This window comes from Methylobacterium sp. PvR107, from assembly GCF_017833295.1.
Taxonomy (GTDB): Bacteria; Pseudomonadota; Alphaproteobacteria; order Rhizobiales; family Beijerinckiaceae; genus Methylobacterium.
The window spans coordinates 5,808,064-5,830,289 of record NZ_JAFIBW010000001.1; the positions used below are offsets into that span (position 1 = coordinate 5,808,064).

Here is a 22,226-nt window from a genome sequence, read left to right on the forward strand (position 1 = left end):
GGCGCCCCGCGTTACCCGTTTTCCCCGACCCACCTCATCGAGATCGCGATGCGCTTTTCCGGAACCGAGTCCTACGTCGCGACCCCCGACCTGACGGCAGCCGTCAACGCCGCCGTGGTTCTCGAGCGCCCGCTCCTGGTGAAGGGCGAGCCCGGCACCGGCAAGACCGTGCTGGCCGAGGAGATCGCCAAAGAGCTCGGCGCGCCGCTGATCGTCTGGAACATCAAGTCTACCACCAAGGCGCAGCAGGGCCTCTACGAGTACGACGCGGTCTCGCGCCTGCGCGATTCCCAACTCGGCGATCCCCGGGTCTCGGACATTGCCAACTACATCCGGCGCGGCAAGCTCTGGGAGGCCTTCACGGCGCCCGAGCGCCCGGTCCTGCTCATCGACGAGATCGACAAGGCCGACATCGAGTTCCCCAACGATCTCCTCACCGAACTCGACCGGATGGAGTTCCATGTCTACGAGACCGGCGAGACCGTGAAGGCCGTGCGCCGGCCGATCATGATCATCACGTCCAACAACGAGAAGGAGCTGCCGGACGCGTTCCTGCGCCGCTGCTTCTTCCACTACATCAAGTTCCCCGATGCCGAGACGCTGCAGCGCATCGTCGACGTGCATTATCCGGGCATCAAGCACCGCCTCGTCGAGGAAGCCCTGCGGACCTTCCTGGCGATGCGCGAGGTCCCAGGCCTCAAGAAGAAGCCCTCGACCTCGGAACTGCTCGACTGGCTGAAGCTCCTCGTCTCCGAGGACATCGCCCCTGAGACCCTGCGCGAGCACGACGGCCGCAAGCTGATCCCGCCGCTGCACGGGGCGCTTCTGAAAAACGAGCAGGATGTCAGCCTGTTCGAGAAGCTCGCCTTCATGATGCGGCGCGAGCAGCGCGGCGGCTGAGGTTCAGGCGCCCGCGTCAGCCGGTCTAGCCGGCGTAGATGTCGGTGATTTGTCCCAGAAGCTTCAGGGCCTCCGCCTTCGAGCGCTGGAACGCGTTGCGCCCGACGATCGAGCCGAAGCCGCCGCCGGCCTGGATCGCGCGGATCTCGTCGAGGAACGTGGCCTCCTCTGCGTGGGCGCCGCCGGAGAAGATCACGATCCGCCGGCCGTTGAAGGCGCATTGCACCACGTGGCGGACGCGCTCGGCCGCGGTGCCGATCGGGATGCCGGTGGATTCGTAGACCTTCCGGGCCGCCGGCTGCTCGATATGGGCGGTGGGCAGCTTGACCTTGATGATGTGGGCGCCGAGCTGCGCGGCGATCTGCGCCGCGTAGCCGATCACGTCGATGGCGGTCTCGCCCTCCTTCGACAGGGCCGAGCCCCGTGCGTAGGACCAGATCACCACCGCGAGCCCGACGCTCTTGGCCTCCTCGGCAATGGCGCGGATCTGGCCGTACATGGCGTTGCGGTGGGTCGAGCCCGGATAGATCGTGAAGCCGATGGCGCAGGCGCCGAGCCGCAGCGCGTCCGCCACAGAGCCGGTGATGGCCTGCTCGGGATCCTCCTCGTCGGCGAGCAGATCGTGGTCGTTGAGCTTGAGGATCAGCGGGATGCGCCCGGCATAGTCCCGCGCGCCGGCCTCCAGGAAGCCGAGCGGTGCCGCGTAGGCGTTGCAGCCCGCCGCCAGGGCGAGTTCGAAATGGTAATGCGGATCGTAGGCCGGCGGATTCGGTCCGAAGCTGCGGGCGGGACCGTGCTCGAAACCCTGATCCACCGGCAGGATCAGCATCTTGCCGGTGCCGCCGAGCCTGCCGTGCTCCAGCATGCGGGCGAGGTTGGTGAGCGTCCCGGGGCTGTCGGCCCCGTACCAGGACAGGATCTCGGTGACGCGGGGCGATCGTTCCATCGGGCAGCCTCCTTCGCCAAAGGCCGACGCGCCATCTGCTCGGGCGCCGCGGCCCGCTTTCCGAACCGGGCGAGGAAAGCCGAGGTTCCCGCGCGCCGCCGTTTCGGCTAACCGGGCAGGGGACATCCACGGGGCCGGGCCGGCGACACCCGCGCGCCTCGCCCCGGGACGACGCCAGGAATAGCTTCTTCGAAGGCTCATGGGATGCGCAGGCTGATCCTGTTGCGGCACGCCAAGTCGGACCGCCCGGCGGGCGTCGCCGACCGCGAACGTCCGCTCAATGCCCGCGGCCGCCGGACCGCGCCGGCCGTGGGCGCCCATCTGGCGAAGGCGGGGTTCCGCCCCGACCTCGCTTTGGTCTCGACGGCGCTGCGGACGCGGGAGACCTGGGACGCGATGGCTGCGGCGCTCGGCAATCCGGAGACGCGCTGGCAGCCGGAGATCTACGAGGCCCCGGCCCGCCGGATCCTCGACGTGATCAAGACCGCCCCCGATACGGCGACCACCGTGATCGTCGTCGGCCACAATCCGGGCCTCGGCGACCTTGCGGTCGACCTGGCGGGGGAGGGGCCGCGTGCCGCCCGCGATCACCTGGCCCTGGAGTTCCCGACCGCCGCCTACGCGGTGATCGACTTTGACGCTGCCGTTTGGGCGGAGATCGCGTCGGACCGGGGCCGCCTGGAGCGGTTCGTGCGCCCGCGCGACATCGACCCGGATCTCGCCGGCTGAGATCTCACGCCACCGGGACCGCCGCGGCGTGCGCCTCGACCTCCGCGTGGGACGGCAGGGGCGAGCCCGGCGCGAAGGCCTCGAAGGCCGCCCAGAAATCCTGCCGGATCGCATCGCGCTCGGTCAGGATCTCGTGCCGGGAATTCGGCAGGACCAGGATGTGGCCGGCCTTCAGCCGGGCCGCGAACCGCTCGGCCTCGGGGGTGCCGCAGACCGGGTCGGCGCCCGCCGCGATGATCAGCGTCGGCAACGCGATGCGCGGCGCCGCGCGCGGATCGCGCAGGCGCGCCATGGCCCGGAACGCCTCGGCGAGCCACGCGATCGTCGGATCGCCGACGGCGCCGGCGCCGACCTGCCGGGCCGCCGCGGCGTTGCGGGCGTAGCGGACGGGATCGCGCGAGAGGCGGTTCCCGGCGAAGGGTTTCGTGGCGATCGAGACCGGCTTGCCGAGCGGGATGTAGCGGCTCCCGAGCCCGAGCCGCTGCAATCCCCGTGAGAGCAGAGCGGCGCCGGCCGGCCAGCGGATCATCCGGATCGAGAGCATCGGCGCCAGCGCCACCAGACGCCGGAACGGCAGCCAGCCGTCGAGAGCCCCGAGGAGGGCGACGCATCCGCCCATCGAGTGCGCGAGGCCGATATGCGGTTCCGGCATCAGCGGGACCAGCACCGTCTCGGCCACGGCCTTCAGGTCGAGGCGGTATTCGTCGAAATGGGCAACGTGGCCCTTGTGCGGGTCGTCCACCCGCCGGTCCGACTCGCCCTGGCCGCGCCAGTCGAAGGCGACGACCGCGAAGCCCCGGCTCCGCAGCTCGCGGATCGTCTCGTAGTACTTCTCGATGAACTCGGCCCGGCCCTGGAGCAGGCAGATCGTGCCGCGGCAGCTGCGCGCCGTGGTCTGCCAGTAGGCCGCCCGCAGGGTGCAATCGTCGCGCGTGCCGACCGCGATCAGGGTGCCGCCTGGCGGCACCGGGTTGTCCGGCGTCCCGCGCAGGGTCATGAGCGGCGGCTCCCGCCCGATCTCACCGTCGAACCGTCTCACAGGGCTCACCTCAAGCGTGTCCGTACGCGGTCCGACCGTAGCGAAAAAATCTCGATTCTTGCTATCGACGGGGGGCTTGAACCCGGTTTTTTCGCCCCCGATATCTCGCCTGTGCCGGCCATCAGGCGGCACGAAAGACGGGTCCGGCCCTCTGGGCGGACCGGAATTGCATGTTGCTCACGCGAGGATATGTCATGCGTCAGTTCGATCTTGCGCCCCTCTACCGCTCCACCGTCGGCTTCGACCGGCTGTTCTCCGCGCTCGACCAGTTCGCGAGCGCCGAGGCTGCGCCCACCTACCCGCCCTACAACATCGAGCGGACCGGCGAGAACGCCTACCGCATCACCGTCGCGGTCGCCGGCTTCACCGAGTCCGACCTGTCGATCGAGGTGCGGGAGAACGCGCTCACGCTGAAGGGCGAGCGCAAGCCCGAGGGCAAGGCGGAGTTCCTGCATCAGGGCATCGCGGCCCGCGCCTTCGAGCGCCGTTTCCAGCTCGCCGACCACGTCCAGGTGACGGGCGCCGCGCTCGAGAACGGCCTCCTCCACATCGACCTCGTCCGCGAGGTTCCGGAGGCGAAGAAGCCGCGCCGCATCCAGATCGCCACGGCGGGCCGCGCCAGCGCCCCGGTGATCGAGGGTGACGTCCGCACGGATGCCGTCCAGCAGGCTGCCTGATCCGGCCGGGCTGTCAGCCCTCACCGTCGGAACCCCGGAGTGATCGAGCGCCCCAGCCCACGCTGGGGCGCTTTTCTTGTCGCGGCTGTCATAATGGCGTGTGCGTTCGTGCTCTTAAGTCCCCGGACGGTGCAGGACGCGCACCCGGAGTGATCCCCGACCATGGTCGCCAATCTCGCCCGCGGAGCCTACAGCGCGCTCGGAGCCGGCTGGCACAGGGGCGTGCAATGGGGTGTCGGTGCACCGATCGCCAAGCTGCGTCGACGGCAGATGCAACCGCGCCTGGACGAGGCCGGTCCGGCCGGCATCGCCGATGTCCTCTCGGCCGATCGTGCCATCCGCCTGCCGGATCCGTTCGAGGGGCGTAGCCTCGGCCGCATCGGCAGCCTGGAGGTGCGGCTGGCCACGAAGAAATCCGAGATCCGCCGCGCGCAGCGCCTGCGCTACAAGGTGTTCTACGAGGAGATGTCGGCGGTCCCGACCGGGCTTGCCGCCCTGTCCCGGCGCGACGTCGACAGCTACGACGCGCTCTGCGACCATCTGCTCGTCCTCGACCACACGGCGCCGAAGCGAAAGAAGCCCTTCGTGGAGCCCCGTCCCAAGGTGGTCGGCACCTACCGGCTGCTGCGCAGCGAGGTGGCGGCGCGCCATGCGGGCTTCTATTCCGAGGGCGAGTACGACCTCGGGCCGCTGCTCGCCGCGCAGGGGCACCGGCGGCTGCTGGAGCTCGGCCGGTCCTGCGTGCTGAAGCCCTATCGGGGCAAGCGCATCGTCGAGCTGCTGTGGCAGGGGATCTACGCCTACGTCCTGCACCACCGGATCGACGCGCTGATCGGCTGCGCCAGCCTGGAGGGCACCGATCCGGACCGGCTGGCGCTGCCGCTCGCCTTCCTGCACCACCATGCCCGCGCCCCCGAGGGCTGGCGGGCCCGGGCGCTGCCGGAGCGCGCGGTGGCGATGGACCGGATGCCGCGCGAGGCCGTGGATGCCAAGGCCGCCCTTCAGGCGCTGCCGCCGCTGATCAAGGGCTATCTGCGCCTCGGCGCGACCTTCGGCGACGGTGCGGTGATCGACCGCCAGTTCGGCACGACCGACGTGTTCGTGACGCTGCCGGTCGAGGCGATCGGCGCGCGCTACCGGGGGCATTTCGCGCCGGCCGCGTGAGGACTGATCCGGGCACTCGGAGGGTGTGTCGCTCAGCGTCGTTGCGCGCGGAGCGAAGCAACCCCTTAAAGATCTCCCAGCGCCAGCTGACCCTGATTGCGCGTCTTCGGCGGCGGGGCCTTGCGCTCCTTGGTCCGGCCGGAGGCGGACCGCGCCGCGGCCTGCCTCTTCGGCTTCGGGTCGCCGCGCATCCGGGCGACCGCCTTGTCACGGGCCACCGCCTCGGGGGCGCTCGGATCGTCCGTCAGCCACTTGCCGCGCTTGATCACCTCGTTGACCCGGCCCTGATTCACCCCGACCTTGAAGGCGATCTCCTGCTGGGTCATGCCCGTGGTGGCGTGCAGATCCAGGATCGCCCGGGCGAGTTCCGGGGTCATCTTCTGCCCGGTCAGCCGCCGGGCCGGCTTGACCGTGCGGTTCGCGCGGTCACGCTCGCGCAGGCGCTCCAGCAGCGCCAGCGCCATGTTCATGCCGTGCTCGCGCAGGGCTTCCTCGAATTCCTTCAGGGTCGCCATCGGCGCCATCCTCCGCCGCGCTCTCGAGCCGGTACTAGCCGGGGAACGTGCCGGGAACGAAGCGGTTGCGCAAGCGCTGCGGCCGGGTCCGCGATCCGGTGTCGGTGGACGCGCGATGTCATCCACCGGAAATGGCGCCCCTGGCCTGCACGGGGTGCCTCGGCTACAGGGGCGCACCCACATGGCAGGGCCAGCCCGCGCACGATGATCAGCCCGATCCGCAGAGTCGCTCCCGGCGAGGCGCCCGGCTCCCTGGCGCGAGAGCTGGAAGCCGGGGCGGTGCTGCTGTTCCCGGACCTGCCCTTCCCGTTCAGCGCGTTCGAGCGCCGGTTCACCGAGCGGCCTTTCGCGGATGGCAAGGCCAAGAACGTCAGCATCCGCGGCGAGGCCGCCGAGCTGCGCGGCGCGGCCGGTACGCCGGAGGAGCAGGAGGCCCTGCGCCAGCTCCTGATCCGCTACCGCGCCTTCGCCCGCGACCTGATCGGCACCTACCTGCCCGCGTATCGCGACCGGGTGAGCCTCGCCGGCACCTCCTACCGGCCCTTCGACGTCGACCGGCGCAAGCTGAGCTGGCGGCGCGACGACACGCGGCTGCACGTCGATGCCTTCCCGTCGAACCCGATCGGCGAGAAGCGGATCCTGCGGGTATTCCGCAACATCAACCCCGCGGGCGAGCCGCGCCGCTGGCGGGTCGGCGAGGATTTCGGGTCGATGGCGGAGAAGTTCCTACCGCGGCTGCCCGGCTACGCGCCGCTCTCGGCGCGCCTGCTCGCGGCTCTGCGCATCACCAAGGCCCGGCGCTCGGAATACGACCACCTGATGCTGCACCTGCACGACGCCCTCAAGCAGGACGAGACCTATCAGGCGTCTGCGCCCCAGGCCGACGTGGAGTTCCGCCCGGGCGAGACCTGGGTGACCTTCTCCGACCTCGTGATGCACGGGGCCATGGGCGGCCGCTACATGCTGGAGCAGACCGCCTACCTGCCGGTCGCCGCCCAGGCCGACCCGGCCCTGAGCCCGCAGCGCATCCTCGCAGCCAAGCTCGGCCGCGCCCTTCGCACCTGAGAGAGGAACCGTACCGATGATCCTCGAGATCGCGCAGATCGAGATCAAGCCCGGCCTGGAGGCCGAGTTCGAGACAGGCATCACCGAGGCCTCGGCGATCTTCAAGCAGGCCAAGGGCTGCCGGCACTTCGAGGTGCGGCGCTCCATCGAGCACCCGCAGCGCTACCGGCTGCTGATCCACTGGGACACGCTGGAGGCCCACACCAAGGACTTCACCGGCTCGCAGCCCTGGCAGGATTACCGCGCCCTGGTCGCCCACTGCTTCGCCGGCCCGGTCGCCGTCGAGCACGCCGAGCAGGTGCTGAAGGCGTTCTGAGCCCCGGCGCGAGGCCAGGGCGGGCCCCCGGCGATCCGGAGCGTTGCGAGCCCGACCGCCGGTGCTAGGCTCCCGCGCGACGGGACCCGGGACGAATCATCGGGGTTGCGGCGGGTGGGGAACAGGCTGATGGCGCGGCTCGGACGGCTCGCGGGTGCCCTGGTGCTCCTCGGAGGAATTGCCGGCGGTCCGGCCCTCGCCCAGACCCTGCCCGCCCAGTCCCCACCGGCCCAGTCCCCACCTGCGGCCCGCACCGCGCCGCGGCCAGTCACGGCCGTCGCCGCGCCGTTCGCCAGGACCTTCGTCCGGGCCGACCTCGCCAGCGCGGCGGTCCGCCTGGAGACCGCGCTGAAGGCGGAAGCCGGGGGCCCGCTCCGGCCCGCCGGCCAGTCCCGCGCCGCCGGGCTGGCCCTGCTCGCCGCCGACAAGCCCGACGAGGCGCTGGCGCCACTCGCCGCCGCGGTGGCGGCCGACCCGGCCGACGGGCGCAACTGGCAGGCCTATGCCCGGGGAGCCGCGGCGGCCCTGGGTGCCCTCGAGGACAACGACTACCAGGGCCGGGCGCGCCTGCGCGGGCGGGTGACGGCCGCCGCCTATCGCGCCTACGAGCGCGCCGGCACGGCCGCCGACGCCGCGGCCTCGCTGGCGGCGCTCGGCGCCGCCGAGGCCGAGCAGGAATCCTGGCGACCGGCGCTCGACGCCTACGCGGCGAGCCTCGCCCTGGCCGAGACCGGTCCGGTCCGAGAAACCTACGAGACCGTGCGGGCGCAGCACGGCTTCCGGATCCTCGACTACAAGGTCGATTCCGACGCGGCCGCCCCCCGGGCCTGCTTCACCTTCTCGGAGGCGATCAGGCCCAAGACCGACTACGCGCCCTTCGTCGCCGTCTCGGGCAGCAGCGCGGCCGCCGTGACCGGGGAGGGCTCCCAGGTCTGCGTGGACGGGCTCAAGCACGGCGGCCGCTACGCCATCGTGGTCCGCCAGGGCCTGCCCTCGGCGGTGGGCGAGAGCCTGCTCAAGGCCGCCGATTACGAGATCTACGTCCGCGACCGCGCCCCGCAGGTGCGCTTCACCGGGCGCAACTACGTCCTGCCGCGCACGGGGCAGGCGGGCGTGCCCCTGGTCTCGGTGAACGCGCCCAAGCTCGACGTCGAGGTGCTGCGGATCGGCGACCGCGGCCTGCTGCCGACCCTGCGGTCGGAGGACTTCCTGGGCCAGCTCAGCGGCTCGACCGCCCGGACGATCGCGTCCGAGAAGGGCCAGCGCGTCTGGAAGGGCACCCTCGACACCGCCAAGGCCGAGTTGAACCAGGAGGCCGTCACCGCCTTCCCGGTCCTGCAGGCGGTGGGCAAGCTGGAACCCGGCCTCTACGTGATGCTGGCCCGGCCCTCGGGCGTGGCCGCCTCGGACGAGGAGTACGACACCCAGGCGACTCAGTGGTTCGTGGTCTCCGACCTGGGGCTCACCGCCACCAAGGGCCGGGACGGGGTCACCGTGGTCCTGCGCTCGCTCGCCTCCGCGCAGGTGATGCCGGGCGCCGAGATCCGGCTGGTCGCCCGCAACAACGAGGTGCTGGGCACCCGGACCACGGATTCGCAGGGGCACGTCGCCTTCGACTCGGGGCTCGCCCGCGGGGAGGGCGGTCTGGCCCCGAGCCTCGTGGTGGCGCAGGCCGGCGGCGATTACGGCTTCCTCGACCTCAACCTCGGCGCCTTCGACCTCACCGACCGCGGGGTGAAGGGGCGGCCCGAGACCGGCGGCCTCGACGCCTATCTGTTCCCGGAGCGCGGGGTCTACCGCACCGGCGAGACCGTCCAGCTCACCGCCCTGCTGCGCGATCCCCGCGGCGCCGCCGTGCCGGACCTGCCGCTGACCCTGGTGGTCAAGCGGCCGGACGGCGTCGAGTACCGGCGCGTCTCGGTGCCCGACCAGGGGCTCGGCGGCCGCGCCCTGCCGCTGCCGCTCCTGTCGGGGGCGATGCACGGCACGTGGCGGGTCTCCGCCTACACGGACCCGAAGGCGCCCGCGATCGGCGAGACCAGCTTCCTCGTGGAGGATTACGTCCCCGAGCGGCTGGAGGTGACCCTCAAGGCCCGGCAGGCGGCCCTGAACCGGGGCGAGGCCGCGCAGGTCGACGTCGCCGCCCGCTACCTCTACGGCGCCCCGGGCGCCGATCTCGACGTGTCGGGCAGCGTGACCGTGCAGGCGGCGGCCGCCAGCGGCATCAAGGGGCTCGAGGCCTACGCCATCGGTCTCGACGACGAGGCGGTGGAGCCGGCGACGCAGGAACTGCAGGACCACGCCACCACGAACGCGCAGGGCGGCGCCACCGTCACGGTGCCGGTGCCCCAGGTCGCGGCGCCGCGGGCGCTGGAGGCGAAGATCACGCTGGCGGTCGGCGAGCCCGGCGGCCGGGCGCTGTCGCGCAGCCTGACGCTGCCGATCCTCCCGGCCAACCCGGTCCTCGCCCTGCGCAAGGGCTTCACCGACCTGAAGGAGGGCGGGATCGCGGGCTTCGACGCTGTGTTCGCGCGCCCCGACGGGGCGCTCCTCGCCCGGCCGGGCGTGAGCTGGACCCTGTCGCGGATCGACTCCTCCTACCAGTGGTACAGGGCGGACGGGCGCTGGTCGTTCGAGGCGGTCAAGTCCGCCCGGCGCGTCGCCAGCGGCACCGTCGACCTCACGGCCGCCGGCCCGAGCCGGATCGAGGCGCCGGTCGGCCTCGGCCGATACCGGCTGGAGGTCTCGACCGCGGGCGCCCCGGAGGCGAGTGCGAGCCTTGGCTTCGAGGTGGGCTGGGGCGGCTCCGAGACCGCGGAGGCGCCCGACCTGCTCGACCTGACCCTCGACAAGGCCGCCTACGCGGCCGGCGACACGCTGCGGGCCAAGCTCAGCCCGACGTTCAAGGGTCAGGCCAGCCTGATGGTCGTCAGCGACCGCGTGCACCAGACCCTGGAGGTCAGCGTGCCGGAGGGCGGCACCACGGTCAGCATCCCGGTGAAGGCCGAGTGGGGCGCCGGCGCCTACCTGGTGGCCACCGCCTACCGGCCCCTCGACCAGGCGGCCAGGCGCCTGCCGGGCCGGGCGCTGGGTCTGGCGTGGTTCTCTGTGGACCGCGAGCGGCGCAGCCTCGGGGTCGCCGTGAAGGCGCCGGAGCGGGCGCGCCCGCGCCAGGACCTGACCCTGCCGGTCCAGCTCGCCGGGCTGAAGGCCGGCGAGCCGGCGCGGATCACCGTGGCCCTCGTCGATGTCGGCATCCTCAACCTGACCCGCTACGCGGCGCCGGACCCCACCCAGTACTTCCTCGGCCAGCGGGCGCTCGGGCCGGAGGTCCGCGACCTCTACGGCTACCTGATCGACGGCATGCAGGGCTCGGCCGGGGCGATCCGCTCCGGCGGCGACGCGGGCGGCGGCGAGCTTGCCGATTCCCCGCCGACCCAGGCCCCGCTGGCGCTCTATTCCGGAATCGTGACCGTGGGGCCGGACGGCGCGGCCAGCGTCACCTTCCCGATCCCGGCCTTCAACGGCACCGGCCGCGTCATGGTCACCGCCTGGAGCGGCGACCGGGTCGGGCAGGCCCAGGCCGACGTGATCATCCGCGAACCGGTCGTGCTCAGCGCCACGCTGCCGCGCTTCCTCGACACCGGCGACCGCTCGCGCCTGTTCGTGGCCCTCGACAATGTCGAGGGGCAGGCGGGCGAGTACACGGTCGACCTGAGCCCGACCGGCCCGGTCGTGGTCGGCGCCAGCGCGCTGCGCCAGACGCTGCGGCTGGAGGCCGGCGCCAAGGGCCAGTTCGCGATCCCGCTCACCGCCGCCGGACCGGGCACGGCCCGCCTCGACCTCGCTTTGTCGGGGCCGGGACTTCCGGCCGCCCTGAACCAGAGCTTCGCCCTGGGCATCGCGCCGGGCACCGGCGCCCTGCTGCGCCGCTCGGTGCGCAGCCTCGCCCCCGGGGCGGGGCTGACGCTGACCTCGGACCTCCTCGCCGACCTGCAGCCGGGCACCGGCAGCGTCTCGCTCTCGGCCACGCCCCTGCCGGGGGTCGACGTGGCGGCCCTGCTCCGGGCGCTCGACCGCTACCCCTACGGCTGCTCCGAGCAGGTGGTGAGCCGGGCGATGCCGCTGCTCTACGTCAACAAGCTCGCGGCCCTGGAGAAGCTCGCCCTCGACAACGGCGCCGACGATCGGGTGCGCGAGTCGATCGAGCGCCTGCTCGCCCGCCAGGATTCGAGCGGCGATTTCGGCCTGTGGTCGGCGCAGGGGTCGAGCGACCTCTGGCTCGACGCCTACGTCACCGACTTCCTGACCCGTGCCCGCGAGCGCAACTTCGCGGTGCCGCAGAAGGCCTTCGCCCAGGCCCTCGACTACCTGCGCAACGCGGTGGCCAACGCCACCGAGGTGCGCAACGGCGGCGCCGACCTCGCCTACGCGGCCTACGTGCTCGCCCGGAACGGCCGGCCGGTGATGGGAGACCTGCGCTACCTCGCCGACACCAAGATCGGCGACTTCTCCTCCGCCCTCGGGCGCGCGCAGCTCGCCGCCGCCCTGGCCCTGCTCGGCGACCGCGGCCGGGCCGCCAAGACGATGGACTCGGCGCTCACCCTGCTGCGCGCCGATCGCGACAAGGGTGTCTATCGCGCCGATTACGGCTCCCGCCTGCGCGACGGGGCCGGGCTGATCACGCTCGCCGCCGAGAGCGGGCTGGCGCAGGGGGCGCTGGGCCCCGCCGCTTCCGTGCTCGGCGAGGAGCAGCAGGCCGAGCGGTCGACGAGCACGCAGGAGAATGCCTGGATGGTGCTCGCCGCCGAGAGCCTGTCGAACGAGGCGGGCGCGCTGTCGTTCACCCTGGACGGCGCCCCGCAGACCGGCCTGCTGGCCCGGGTCTACCGGGAGGCGGCCCTGGCCGACAGGAGCGTGCAGCTCACCAATACCGGCCGCGCGCCTGTGCAGGTGGCCGTGACCGTCAACGGCAGCCCCCTGGTGCCGGAGCCGGCGGCGCAGCAGGGCTACACGATCGAGCGGAGCTTCCGCCGCCTCGACGGCAGCACCGTCGACCCGGCGAGCGGCCTGCGCCAGAACGACCGCCTGGTGGTGGTGCTCAAGGTCACGGAGTCCAAGGCGGAGGCGGCGCGGCTCCTGCTGGTCGATCCGCTGCCGGCGGGGCTGGAGATCGACAATCCGAAGCTCCTCGACGCCGACGCGCTCCAGGGGCTCGCCTTCGCCAAGTCCGACGTGCAGCCGGTCCACACCGAGTTCCGGGACGACCGGTTCGTGGCGGCCTACGACCGCGACCCGAGCCAGTCGGCCTTCTTCACGGTGGCCTACACGGTGCGGGCGGTCTCACCCGGGACCTACGTCCATCCGGGCGCCACCGTGGAGGACATGTACCGGCCGGCGCGGTTCGGCCGGACCACCTCGGGCAGCGTGACGGTCGGGGCGGCGAAGTAGGACGGGTGGCGTTCGAGCGCTCCGCTCGACGTCGCCCTCCCGTCATCGCGAGCGCAGCGAAGCGACCCCGGGGCAGCGCGCCATCGGCGGGCGTGGCGCGGCACTGGATTGCTTCGCTGCGCTCGCAAGGACGGGTGTCAGTCGTCGGCGCCCGCGTAGAAGCTCTCCACGCCGATGCCCTCCTCCTGCATCAACCGGGCGCGGGCGCGCAGTTTCTCGGTCTCGCTCTTGAGCTGGCCGCAGGCCGCCAGGATGTCCCGGCCCCGGGGCGTGCGCACCGGCGAGGCGTAGCCGGCGTTGAACACGATCTCGGAGAAGCGCTCGATCCGGTCCCAGTCGGAGCATTCGTAGCGGCTGCCCGGCCAGGGGTTGAACGGGATCAGGTTGATCTTGGCCGGGATGCCCTTGAGCAGGCGGACCAGCTCCCGCGCGTCCGCGTCCGAATCGTTGACCCCCTTCAGCATCACGTACTCGAAGGTGATCCGGCGGGCGTTGCTCAGGCCCGGATAGGTCCGGCAGGCCGCGAGCAGCTCGGCGATCGGGTATTTCCGGTTGAGCGGCACCAGCTCGTTGCGCAGGTCGTCGCGCACGGCGTGGAGCGAGATCGCCAGCATGGCGTTGGCCTGCTCGCCGAGCCGCGGGATCTGCGGCACGACCCCCGAGGTCGAGACCGTGATCCGGCGGCGGGACAGGGCGAGCCCCTCCTGGTCCGACATCACCCCGACCGCGTCGACCACGGCGTCGAGATTGTAGAGGGGCTCGCCCATGCCCATGAACACGATGTTGGTCACGAGCCGGCCGACCTCGCCGGCGCCGCCGGCGTCGCGGCTCGGCATCTGGCCGGGCCAGTCGCCGAGCTCGTCCCGGGCGGTGACGAGCTGCTGCACGATCTCGGCGGCCGAGAGGTTGCGCACGAGGCGCTGCGTGCCGGTATGGCAGAACGAGCAGGTCAGGGTGCAGCCGACCTGGGAGGACACGCACAGCGTGCCCCGGTCCGGGCCGGGAATGTAGACGCACTCGATCTCGGCGCCGCGGTTGTGCTCCTGCCGGTTGGTCGGCGCCATGCGCAGCAGCCACTTGCGGGTGCCGTCGCGGGAGACCTGCCGGCTCGCGACCTCCGGCCGCTCCAGGGTGAAGTGCTCGGCGAGCTGCGCCTTCAGCGCCTTGCCGACATTGGTCATCTCGGCGAAGTCGGACGCGCCGCGGAAATTGACCCAGTGCCAGACCTGGCCGGCGCGCATCCGGCTCTCGCGCTCGGGCACGCCCATGCCGACGAGCTGCGCCTTGAGGGCGTCGCGGGTCAGGCCGACCAGCGACGGGCGGCGGCCGGGCAGCGCCTCGGGGAGGAGATCCGGCGCCTTCTCAATCGCGGCATCGGCCGCGCGGGCGCTGTCGAGCGACGGCGTCGCCATGGCGTTCAAACGATCCATACGTTGGAAAGGGTCTGATATAGGCGATCCCGGCGGCGAAGGCGAATGCGCGCCGCCCACAGGGGCCCTGACGGAGAGCCATGGCGACCGACACCCGAGCCGGGCAGGCGATCTACAATCCGCGGACGCTGCGGATCTACGACCTCGTCGTGCTGCGCCTGTCGAACCCGCTGATCTGGCGCTGCCCCACGGCGCGGATCCTGGACCTCTACGACCGGAACGCGGGCCTGGCGCATCTCGATGTCGGGGTCGGGACCGGGTGGTACCTCGACCGGTGCCGGTTCCCGTCCACCACACCGCGCATCGGCCTGATGGACCTCAACGCCGACAGCCTCGCCTTCGCGGCCGACCGGATCGCGCGCTACCGGCCCGAGACCTACCGGGTCGACGTGCTCGGCGCCCCGGCCACCGGCCTCGCGCCGTTCGACTCGATCGGGATGACCTACCTGCTGCACTGCCTGCCGGGCGACATCGCCGCGAAGGCCAAGGCCTTCGACACTTTGCGCCCGTGCCTGGCCGATGACGGCGTGGTGTTCGGCGCCACGATCCTGTCGGGCGGCGTCCCGACCACGGGTGCGGCGCGGGCGCTGATGCGGGTCTACAACCGCAAGGGGGTGTTCTCGAACGCGGCCGACACCCTGCCGGAGCTGCGGGCGGCGCTGGACCGGCGCTTCCGATCGGTCGAGATCACGGTCGTCGGCTGCGTCGCGCTGTTCGTCGCGCGGGAGCCGCGCTGATCCGGCCAGCGTCTTTGCGAGCGGAGCGAAGCAACCCAGCGGCGCCATGCTTCCCGATGGCGCGCTGCCCTGGGTCGCTTCGCTCCGCTCGCAAAGACGAGCTCCACGAAAAAGGGCACCCGCAGGCGCCCTCATCCACCGTGCCCAGGTGCCAAAAGACTCAGGCGGCGGCGGTCTTCAACGGGATGCCCTTCTCGGCCAGGAAGGTCTGCAGCTCGCCCGACTGGAACATCTCGCGGGTGATGTCGCAGCCGCCGACGAACTCGCCCTTCACGTAGATCTGCGGGATGGTCGGCCAGTTGGAAAAGGCCTTGATGCCCTCGCGGATCTCCTGATCGGCCAGGACGTTCACGCCCTTGAACGGCACGCCGAGGTAGTTGAGGATCTGCACAACCTGCCCGGAGAAGCCACATTGCGGCATCTGCGGCGTGCCCTTCATGAACACCACCACGTCCTGGGAGGCGATCTCGTTCTGGATGGTCGTGTTCGCGTCAGTCATCGCTCTGTCCTTGCTTCTCGCCTGTATGTGAGGCCTGAATCAGCGGCGCGCAACCGATGTGGCGATCGTGCGAAGTGCGCGCTCTATGTCGAAAGTTTCGGTCAGAAGATCTTCAGGACGAATCGGGCAGGCTTCGGGCAGCCCCGGAAGCAGTGTGTTCCCATAGGCGCCGAGACCAGCCTCGGCAGCCGTGACGGCGGATCTCCAGATCCTGTTCCAGTTCAACCTTTGCCGCATCGACGCCTCGTAGGCGTTCCAGGCGGTGATCTGGAAGGTCGTGATCTCCTCCCGCCAGTGCAGGCTTGCCGGCGCGAGCGGGGCAGACGCGCGCTTGAGCAGGTGGGCGAGCGTCTGTATCAACAGACCCTCGACCGCCCGCAGATGCGAACGCCCCACGCTCTCGATCTCTTCGGCAACGTTCTCCCAATCGACTACATTCGACAGGTCGGGCCGCTCGGCAAGCGCGCGCAGGGCCGCCGCCTGCTCCTCGGCCCAAGTCACGATGTCGTCGTCGTAGAGACTCGGTCGGTCCATCGGGAGCGCTCCCGTCAGAAGGCTCAATCCTGCGGCACGCCCGTGGTCAGCGCAAGGGCGTGGAGCACGCCGCCCATCCTACCCTGGAGGGCGCCGTAGACCATCTGGTGCTGCGCAACCCGGGTCTTGCCCTTGAAGGCCGCCGACAGGACGGTGGCGGCGTAATGGTCGCCGTCGCCCGCCAGGTCGCGGATCTCCACCTGCGCGTCCGGCAGGGCCTCGCGGATCATGCGCTCGATCTCGCCCGCATCCATCGGCATCGGGAAACTCCTCGTCAGAACGGGGCTCAGGCGGCCGGCGCGGCCGGCTGGCTCGCCATGTAGGCGGGCAGCCAGCCTTCATGCGCGGCGGTCAGGTCGGCCAGCGGTATGGTCTCGCCGCCCGGCAGGGTCAAACGGTCGGAGCCCGCGACGCCCACCGACGCCGCCGCGATGCCCTGCGCCGCCGCAGCCGCCAGCAGGTCGGTGGCCGCCTCCGGCCGCACCGCCAGCAGGTAGCGAGCCTGATCCTCGCCGAACAGGTAGGCGTGGGGCGGCAGGTCCACCGGCACGTCGGAGAGCGCCGCCCCGATACCGCCCGCCATGGCCATCTCGGCGAGCGCGACGGCGAGGCCGCCATCCGCGAGGTCGTGGACCGTGTCGACGGTGCCGCCCTGGATCAGGCCGCGGACGAAATCGCCGTTGCGGCGCTCCAGCGCGAGGTCGACCGGTGGCGGCGCGCCCTCTTCGCGGCCCTCGATCACCGATAGGTAGGACGACTGGCCGAGCCAGCCCTCGCTCACCCCGATCAGCACCAGCACGTCGCCCGCGCGCTTGAGGGCGATGGTGGCGTGGCGCGCCACGTCGTCGAGCACGCCGACACCGCCGATCGTCGGGGTCGGCAGGATGCCGACGCCGTTGGTCTCGTTGTAGAGCGAGACGTTGCCCGACACGACCGGGAAGTCCAGCGCCCGGCAGGCCTCGCCGATGCCCTGCAGGCAGCCGACGAGCTGGCCCATCACCTCGGGCTTTTCCGGATTGCCGAAATTCAGGTTGTCGGTGATGGCCAGCGGCTTGGCGCCCACCGCCGTGATGTTGCGCCACGCCTCGGCCACGGCCTGCCGGCCGCCCTCGACCGGGTCGGCCTCGCAGTAGCGCGGGGTCACGTCGCAGGTCAGCGCGAGGCCCTTCGGCCCGTCCTCGACCCGCACGATGGCGGCGTCGCCGCCGGGCTTCTGGACGGTGTTGCCCAGGATGAAGTGGTCGTACTGCTCGAAGACCCAGCGCTTCGAGGCGAGGTCGGGGGAGCCGACGAGGCGCTTCAGCGCGTCGGTGAGCGAGGCCGGCGCCGCCACATCGGCGGCCGCGATCACCGGCTGGTGCGTGTTGGCGAGGTGCGGCCGGTCGTAGAGCGGGGCCTCGTCGCCGAGCTCCTTGATCGGCAGGTCGGCCACGGTCTCGCCGTGCCACTTGATGACGAAGCGCAGCGTGTCGGTGGTCCGCCCGATCACCGCGAAGTCGAGGCCCCACTTCACGAAGATCGCCTCGGCCTCGGCTTCCATGCCGGGCTTGAGCACCATGAGCATCCGCTCCTGGCTCTCGGAGAGCATCATCTCGTAGGGGGTCATGCCCGCTTCGCGGGCCGGCACCTTGTCGATGTCGAGCTCGACGCCGAGGTCGCCCTTGGCGCCCATCTCCACCGCCGAGCAGGTCAGGCCGGCCGCGCCCATGTCCTGGATGGCGATGACCGCGCCCGACGCCATCAGCTCCAGGCAGGCCTCCAGGAGCAGCTTCTCGGCGAAGGGATCGCCGACCTGCACGGTCGGGCGCTTCGACTCGGAGGCCTCGTCGAACTCGGCCGACGCCATGGTGGCGCCGTGGATGCCGTCGCGGCCGGTCTTGGAACCGAGATAGACGATCGGGTTCCCGATTCCGGCGGCGGCCGCGTAGAAGATGCCGTCGGTGCGGGCGAGGCCCACCGCCATGGCGTTGACGAGGATGTTGCCGTCGTAGCGCCGGTGGAAGCCGGTCAGGCCGCCGACGGTCGGCACGCCGAAGGAATTGCCGTAGCCGCCGACGCCTGCCACCACGCCGGAGACGAGGCTGCGGGTGCGCGGATGGTCGGGGGAGCCGAAGCGCAGGGCATTGAGCGCCGCGATCGGCCGCGCGCCCATGGTGAAGACGTCGCGCAGGATGCCGCCCACACCGGTCGCCGCGCCCTGATAGGGCTCGATGTAGCTCGGGTGGTTGTGGCTCTCCATCTTGAACACGCAGGCGTGGCCGTCGCCGATGTCGATGACCCCCGCGTTCTCGCCCGGGCCCTGGATCACCCACGGCGCCGAAGTCGGCAGCCCGCGCAGGTGCTTGCGGGAGGACTTGTAGGAACAATGCTCGTTCCACATCGCCGAGACGATGCCGAGCTCGGTCAGCGTCGGATCGCGCCCGATCAGGCCGCGGAAGCGCGCGTACTCGTCCGGCGTCAGGCCGTGCTGGGCCACGAGTTCGGGGGTGATCGGAACGTCGTTGCGGAACATGCGGCGGTCTCGACGAAGGCGGTCCGGGAGCCCCGCAGGACCCGCGACCCGATACGCGACCCGGACCGGGCGGCGTGCGGTGACTGCGACGGATTAGTGCCTTCCACCACCGCGTTGCAATACGCCGGCACTCCCGGCCGTGTACGGATGCCGGTCACGCCGCCGGTGGATGGGCTAGGAACTCGGAGATCGCCGCCACGAACTTATCGCCGTAGGCCTCGCGCTTGCGCTCGCCGACCCCGTGTACGGTGCGCAAGGCCCAGAGATCGACAGGCTTCTGCCGGGCCATCTCGATCAGGGTCCGGTCGGGGAAGACCATGAAGGCCGCGATGCCTTCGGCCCGGGCGATGGTGGCGCGCAGGCCGCGCAGGTGCTGGAACAGCGCCTCGTCGGTCTCCGACAGCGCGATCTCGCCGTCCTCGCGGGGCGCGGAACGGCGGCGCTCGCGCGATTCGGCCTTCGGCTCGGGATCCGGGCGAAGCTGGACCGGCTCACGCCCGAACAGGATCGCCTCACCCTTCTCGGTCATGGACAGGCCGCCGTAGCCGTCGGCATTCTCCGCGATGGCCCCGGCCGCGAAGAGCTGCCGCAGGATCGCCCGCCACGCCGCCACCGGCTTGTCGGCGCCGACCGCGAAGGTCTTCAGCCCGGCATGGCCGTTGCGGCGGATCTGCTCGCTCTCCTTCCCGTGGACCACGTCGCAGATATAGGCCGCGCCGAAGCGCTGGCCGGTGCGCACGATCGCCGAGAGGATCTTCTGGGCCGCGACCGTGCCGTCCACCAGGGTGACGCCGCCGCGGCACAGGTCGCAGCGGCCGCAGGTGCCGCTCGCCTCGCCGAAATAGGCGAGCAGCGACTGGCGCCGGCAATTGGCTCCCTCGCACAGGGTGATCATCGCCTCGAGCTTGCGCCGCTCGACCCGGCGGCGCTCGTCGGAGATCTCCTTCTCGTCGATCTGGCGGCGGCGGAGCGCCATGTCGTCGAGGCCATAGAGGGTGAGCGTGTCGGCCGGCAGCCCGTCGCGGCCGGCGCGGCCGATCTCCTGGTAGTAGCCCTCGACGTTGTTGGGCATGTCGGCGTGGCAGACGAAGCGCACGTCCGGCTTGTTGATGCCCATGCCGAACGCAACGGTGGCGGTCATCACCACCCCGTCCTCCTGCAGGAAGCGGTCCTGGTTCTTCATCCGCGTCGCCTGGTCGAGGCCGGCATGGTAGGGCAGGGCGTCGAACCCGTCCTTCTTGAGGGTCTCGGCGAGCTGCTCGGTGCGCTTGCGCGACGAGCAGTAGATGATCCCGCTCTCCGACCGCCGGTGCTTCAGGAACCGCTCGATCTGCCGGGCCGGGTTGTCCTTGGGCTGGAAGGTCAGCCGGATGTTCGGCCGGTCGAAGGAATGGACGAAGATCTTGGGCGGCCGGCCCTGCGGGAAGAGGCGCTCGGCGATCTCGGCGCGGGTCGCGGCATCGGCGGTGGCGGTGAGCGCCAGGGTCTGGACGTTGCCGAGACTGGTCCGGGCGCGGGCGATCTCCCGGTACTCGGGCCGGAAATCGTGGCCCCATTGCGAGACGCAATGCGCCTCGTCCACCGCGAGCCGGCGGACGCCGGCCCCGCGCAGGGCCTCGATGCAGCCGTCCATCAGCAGGCGCTCGGGGGAGACGAACAGCAGCCGCAGGTCGCCCGAGCGCAGATTGCGCCAGGTCTCGCGGGACTCGGACTCCGCCACCGTCGAATTGAGGGTGGCCGCCAAGATGCCGACGCTCTTCATCTGCTGCACCTGATCGTGCATCAGCGCGATCAGCGGCGAGACCACCACGGTCAGCCCCGGATCGACCAGGGCCGGGAGCTGGTAGGTCATCGACTTGCCCGAGCCCGTGGGCATCACGGCGAACACATCGGCGCCGTCGAGCACCGCGCCGATCACCTCGTCCTGTCCGGGCCGGAAATCCTCGTATCCGAACGTCTTCTTGAGCGCGGCGCGGGCCTCGTCGAGGCGGGTCATCGGGATCCTTGATCGGCGTTCTGGCCGCCCTTGCGGCAGGGGTGTGTAGACACTGGCCTCCCCCCGTCTACACGGGGGCTGCCCTGCCGCTCAACATCCGCAGCGAAGAGGTGAATCAGCGCGCCGAGAAGCTGGCATCGCGGGCGGGCGTGAGCAAGACCGAGGCGGTCCGGCTCGCGCTCACGAACGAGCCGGCGCGGCGCGTGCCGCTCGCGGAACGGCTGAAGCCCCTCCTCGACAGGATGGATGCCGTCCCGCGCACGGGCCTTGAGGCCGACAAGGCGTTCTTCGACAGCCTGAACGACGAGTGATGTTCGTCGACGCCTCGACTCTCGTGGCAATCCTGACCGCGGAGCCGGACAGCCCTGTCCCGCTGGACTGCCTCGACGGCGCGGTGACACCACTCACCTTGGGCCTCGCCGTCTTCGAGACGGTGGTCGCAGTGGCTCGCAAGATGGCGATGTCCGTCGCGGATGCCGAAGCGGAGGTCGCGGAATTCTTCCGCGTCACCGGTCTGCGCATCGTGCCCATCGCCGAGGCCGTGAGCGCCCAGGCTGTCGCGACCCACGCCCGCTACGGCAAGGGCCGCCACCCGACGCGCCTGAACCTCGGCGACTGCTTCGCCTATGCCTGCGCGCAGGTGCACGGCGTGCCGCTGCTCTACGTCGGCGACGATTTTCCGCAGACCGACATCCGCTCGGCCCCCGGCTGAGCCTCAGCCGCCATGGAACTCCGCCACGTGCTGGGCCACGATCGCGTCGAACGACGCGTCCGCCCGGAAGCCCAGGGCCAGCGCCGCTTCCGGCTCGAACGCCTCCGGCCAGGAGCCGACGATCCGCGCGATGGTCGCGTCGGGCGCGCGCCGGATCAGCGCCACCGCCTTGTCGCCCGCCGCGCGGCGAAGGGCCTCGATCTGCTCGGCGACCGTCGCCGAGACTCCCGGCATGGTCAGGCTGATCCGCGGCCCGATCGCCGCGAGGTCGAGCCCGGCGGCGTGGGTGAGGAAGCCCACCGCCGCGGCGGGGCTGGCGAACCAGTGTCGCACCGTGTCGGGCACCGGCAGGATCGCCTCCTGGCCGGCCAGCGGCTCGCGGATGATCCCCGAGAAGAAGCCGGACGCCGCCTTGTTGGGCTTGCCGGGCCGCACGCAGATCGTCGGCAGCCGCAGGCCGATCCCGTCGAGGAAGCCGCGCCGCGCATAGTCGGCGAGCATCAGCTCGCCCATGGCCTTCTGAACCCCGTACGAGGAGGCAGGGCGCAGGATGTGGTCGTCCGGAATGACCTTGGGGAAGGGCGGCCCGAACACGGCCAGCGAGGAGGTGAAGACCAGCTTCGGCCGGTAGCCGTCCGCCGCGTTGGCCGCCCGGATCGCGTCGAGGAGCAAGCGGGTGCCGTCGAGGTTGACCCGGTAGCCGAGTTCGAGGTTCGCCTCGGCCTCGCCGGAGACCACCGCGGCGAGGTGGAAGATCACCCCCGGCCGCTCGGCGATGGCGGCCTCGGCGGCGCCGGGCGCCGTCAGGTCGGCAGCCTCGGCCCGCACCGTGCCGGAGAAGCCCTCCGGCGCCGCGGGCGCCACGACGTCGAGCAGGGTGAGGGTGCTCAGCGTCTGCCCGCCGACCCGGCCGTCCTTCACCAGGGCGTCCACGAGGCGGCGGCCGATCATGCCGGCGGCGCCGAGAATCAGGGCGTGCATGGAGTACCTCCCGTCGGGTTGTG

20 protein-coding genes are annotated in these 22,226 nt (G+C 71.5%); 10 read left to right on the forward strand and 10 right to left on the reverse strand.

Annotated features, from left to right (window positions below; translation table 11 throughout):
* Positions 1-48 precede the first annotated feature (48 nt).
* The gene (locus JOE48_RS27500) at positions 49-900 is read left to right on the forward strand and encodes a MoxR family ATPase (protein ID WP_210034606.1); all 852 of its coding nucleotides are present in this window, start codon (positions 49-51) and stop codon (positions 898-900) included.
* A 25-nt stretch (positions 901-925) separates the two neighbouring features.
* On the opposite strand, the gene JOE48_RS27505 is transcribed toward JOE48_RS27500, so the two are convergent.
* On the reverse strand, positions 926-1,846 hold the full coding sequence (locus JOE48_RS27505; RefSeq protein ID WP_210034607.1) for a class I fructose-bisphosphate aldolase: 921 nt from the start codon (positions 1,844-1,846) through the stop codon (positions 926-928).
* A gap of 204 nt (positions 1,847-2,050) precedes the next feature.
* Here JOE48_RS27505 and JOE48_RS27510 point away from each other — a divergent pair, with 204 nt between their 5' ends.
* Positions 2,051-2,575, forward strand: coding sequence for a SixA phosphatase family protein (locus JOE48_RS27510; RefSeq protein WP_210034611.1), 525 nt, complete (start codon positions 2,051-2,053; stop codon positions 2,573-2,575).
* Between the two features lie 4 nt (positions 2,576-2,579).
* Here the strand turns inward: JOE48_RS27510 and JOE48_RS27515 are convergent, their stop codons facing one another.
* Complete coding sequence (locus JOE48_RS27515) at positions 2,580-3,572, reverse strand: alpha/beta fold hydrolase (RefSeq protein ID WP_210036095.1); 993 nt, start codon at positions 3,570-3,572, stop codon at positions 2,580-2,582.
* 236 nt (positions 3,573-3,808) lie between these two features.
* Here JOE48_RS27515 and JOE48_RS27520 point away from each other — a divergent pair, with 236 nt between their 5' ends.
* Positions 3,809-4,291, forward strand: a complete 483-nt coding sequence (locus JOE48_RS27520; protein WP_192708402.1) for an Hsp20 family protein — start codon at positions 3,809-3,811, stop codon at positions 4,289-4,291.
* A 162-nt stretch (positions 4,292-4,453) separates the two neighbouring features.
* On the forward strand, positions 4,454-5,455 hold the full coding sequence (locus tag JOE48_RS27525) for a GNAT family N-acetyltransferase (protein WP_210034613.1): 1,002 nt from the start codon (positions 4,454-4,456) through the stop codon (positions 5,453-5,455).
* Positions 5,456-5,520: 65 nt separating this feature from the next.
* Here JOE48_RS27525 and JOE48_RS27530 read toward each other — a convergent pair whose 3' ends face one another.
* The gene (locus JOE48_RS27530; protein ID WP_210034615.1) at positions 5,521-5,970 is read right to left on the reverse strand and encodes an RNA polymerase subunit sigma-70; all 450 of its coding nucleotides are present in this window, start codon (positions 5,968-5,970) and stop codon (positions 5,521-5,523) included.
* A gap of 204 nt (positions 5,971-6,174) precedes the next feature.
* Here JOE48_RS27530 and JOE48_RS27535 point away from each other — a divergent pair, with 204 nt between their 5' ends.
* The 3 genes from JOE48_RS27535 (at position 6,175) to JOE48_RS27545 (ending at position 12,802) form a co-directional block, all read left to right on the forward strand.
* Positions 6,175-7,035: a Kdo hydroxylase family protein gene (locus JOE48_RS27535; RefSeq protein WP_210034624.1), complete on the forward strand. Its 861-nt coding sequence runs from the start codon at positions 6,175-6,177 to the stop codon at positions 7,033-7,035.
* Positions 7,036-7,051: 16 nt separating this feature from the next.
* Positions 7,052-7,351, forward strand: coding sequence for an antibiotic biosynthesis monooxygenase family protein (locus JOE48_RS27540; protein ID WP_210034627.1), 300 nt, complete (start codon positions 7,052-7,054; stop codon positions 7,349-7,351).
* Between the two features lie 129 nt (positions 7,352-7,480).
* Complete coding sequence (locus JOE48_RS27545; RefSeq protein ID WP_210034629.1) at positions 7,481-12,802, forward strand: alpha-2-macroglobulin; 5,322 nt, start codon at positions 7,481-7,483, stop codon at positions 12,800-12,802.
* A 137-nt stretch (positions 12,803-12,939) separates the two neighbouring features.
* On the opposite strand, the gene rlmN is transcribed toward JOE48_RS27545, so the two are convergent.
* Positions 12,940-14,214 (reverse strand): 23S rRNA (adenine(2503)-C(2))-methyltransferase RlmN, encoded by a 1,275-nt coding sequence (gene rlmN, locus JOE48_RS27550; protein WP_210034636.1) that lies wholly within the window; start codon positions 14,212-14,214, stop codon positions 12,940-12,942.
* 98 nt (positions 14,215-14,312) lie between these two features.
* Here rlmN and JOE48_RS27555 point away from each other — a divergent pair, with 98 nt between their 5' ends.
* Positions 14,313-14,969 carry a class I SAM-dependent methyltransferase gene (locus JOE48_RS27555; protein ID WP_210034638.1) on the forward strand — a complete coding sequence of 219 codons (657 nt, stop codon included), beginning with the start codon at positions 14,313-14,315 and terminating at the stop codon, positions 14,967-14,969.
* Positions 14,970-15,129: 160 nt separating this feature from the next.
* Here the strand turns inward: JOE48_RS27555 and grxD are convergent, their stop codons facing one another.
* The 5 genes from grxD to recQ all read right to left on the reverse strand — a co-directional run bounded on the left by grxD (position 15,130) and on the right by recQ (position 20,510).
* A complete protein-coding gene (grxD, locus tag JOE48_RS27560; protein ID WP_210034641.1) occupies positions 15,130-15,468 on the reverse strand; it encodes a Grx4 family monothiol glutaredoxin in 339 nt (112 codons plus the stop codon).
* Between the two features lie 39 nt (positions 15,469-15,507).
* Positions 15,508-16,002, reverse strand: coding sequence for a DUF29 domain-containing protein (locus JOE48_RS27565; RefSeq protein ID WP_210034642.1), 495 nt, complete (start codon positions 16,000-16,002; stop codon positions 15,508-15,510).
* A 23-nt stretch (positions 16,003-16,025) separates the two neighbouring features.
* Positions 16,026-16,262, reverse strand: coding sequence for a BolA family protein (locus JOE48_RS27570; protein ID WP_007568343.1), 237 nt, complete (start codon positions 16,260-16,262; stop codon positions 16,026-16,028).
* 26 nt (positions 16,263-16,288) lie between these two features.
* Complete coding sequence (gene purL / locus JOE48_RS27575; RefSeq protein WP_210034644.1) at positions 16,289-18,514, reverse strand: phosphoribosylformylglycinamidine synthase subunit PurL; 2,226 nt, start codon at positions 18,512-18,514, stop codon at positions 16,289-16,291.
* 154 nt (positions 18,515-18,668) lie between these two features.
* A complete protein-coding gene (recQ, locus tag JOE48_RS27580) occupies positions 18,669-20,510 on the reverse strand; it encodes a DNA helicase RecQ (RefSeq protein WP_210034646.1) in 1,842 nt (613 codons plus the stop codon).
* A gap of 83 nt (positions 20,511-20,593) precedes the next feature.
* On the opposite strand from recQ, the gene JOE48_RS27585 reads away from it, so the two are divergent.
* Together JOE48_RS27585 and JOE48_RS27590 are read left to right on the forward strand one after the other, a co-directional pair.
* Positions 20,594-20,821: a type II toxin-antitoxin system VapB family antitoxin gene (locus JOE48_RS27585; RefSeq protein ID WP_210036096.1), complete on the forward strand. Its 228-nt coding sequence runs from the start codon at positions 20,594-20,596 to the stop codon at positions 20,819-20,821.
* On the forward strand, positions 20,821-21,222 hold the full coding sequence (locus tag JOE48_RS27590; RefSeq protein ID WP_210034648.1) for a type II toxin-antitoxin system VapC family toxin: 402 nt from the start codon (positions 20,821-20,823) through the stop codon (positions 21,220-21,222). Before JOE48_RS27585 ends, JOE48_RS27590 begins: the two co-directional genes overlap by 1 nt.
* Before the next feature lie 3 nt (positions 21,223-21,225).
* On the opposite strand, the gene denD is transcribed toward JOE48_RS27590, so the two are convergent.
* Positions 21,226-22,203, reverse strand: coding sequence for a D-erythronate dehydrogenase (gene denD / locus JOE48_RS27595; protein ID WP_210034650.1), 978 nt, complete (start codon positions 22,201-22,203; stop codon positions 21,226-21,228).
* Positions 22,204-22,226: the final 23 nt, after the last annotated feature.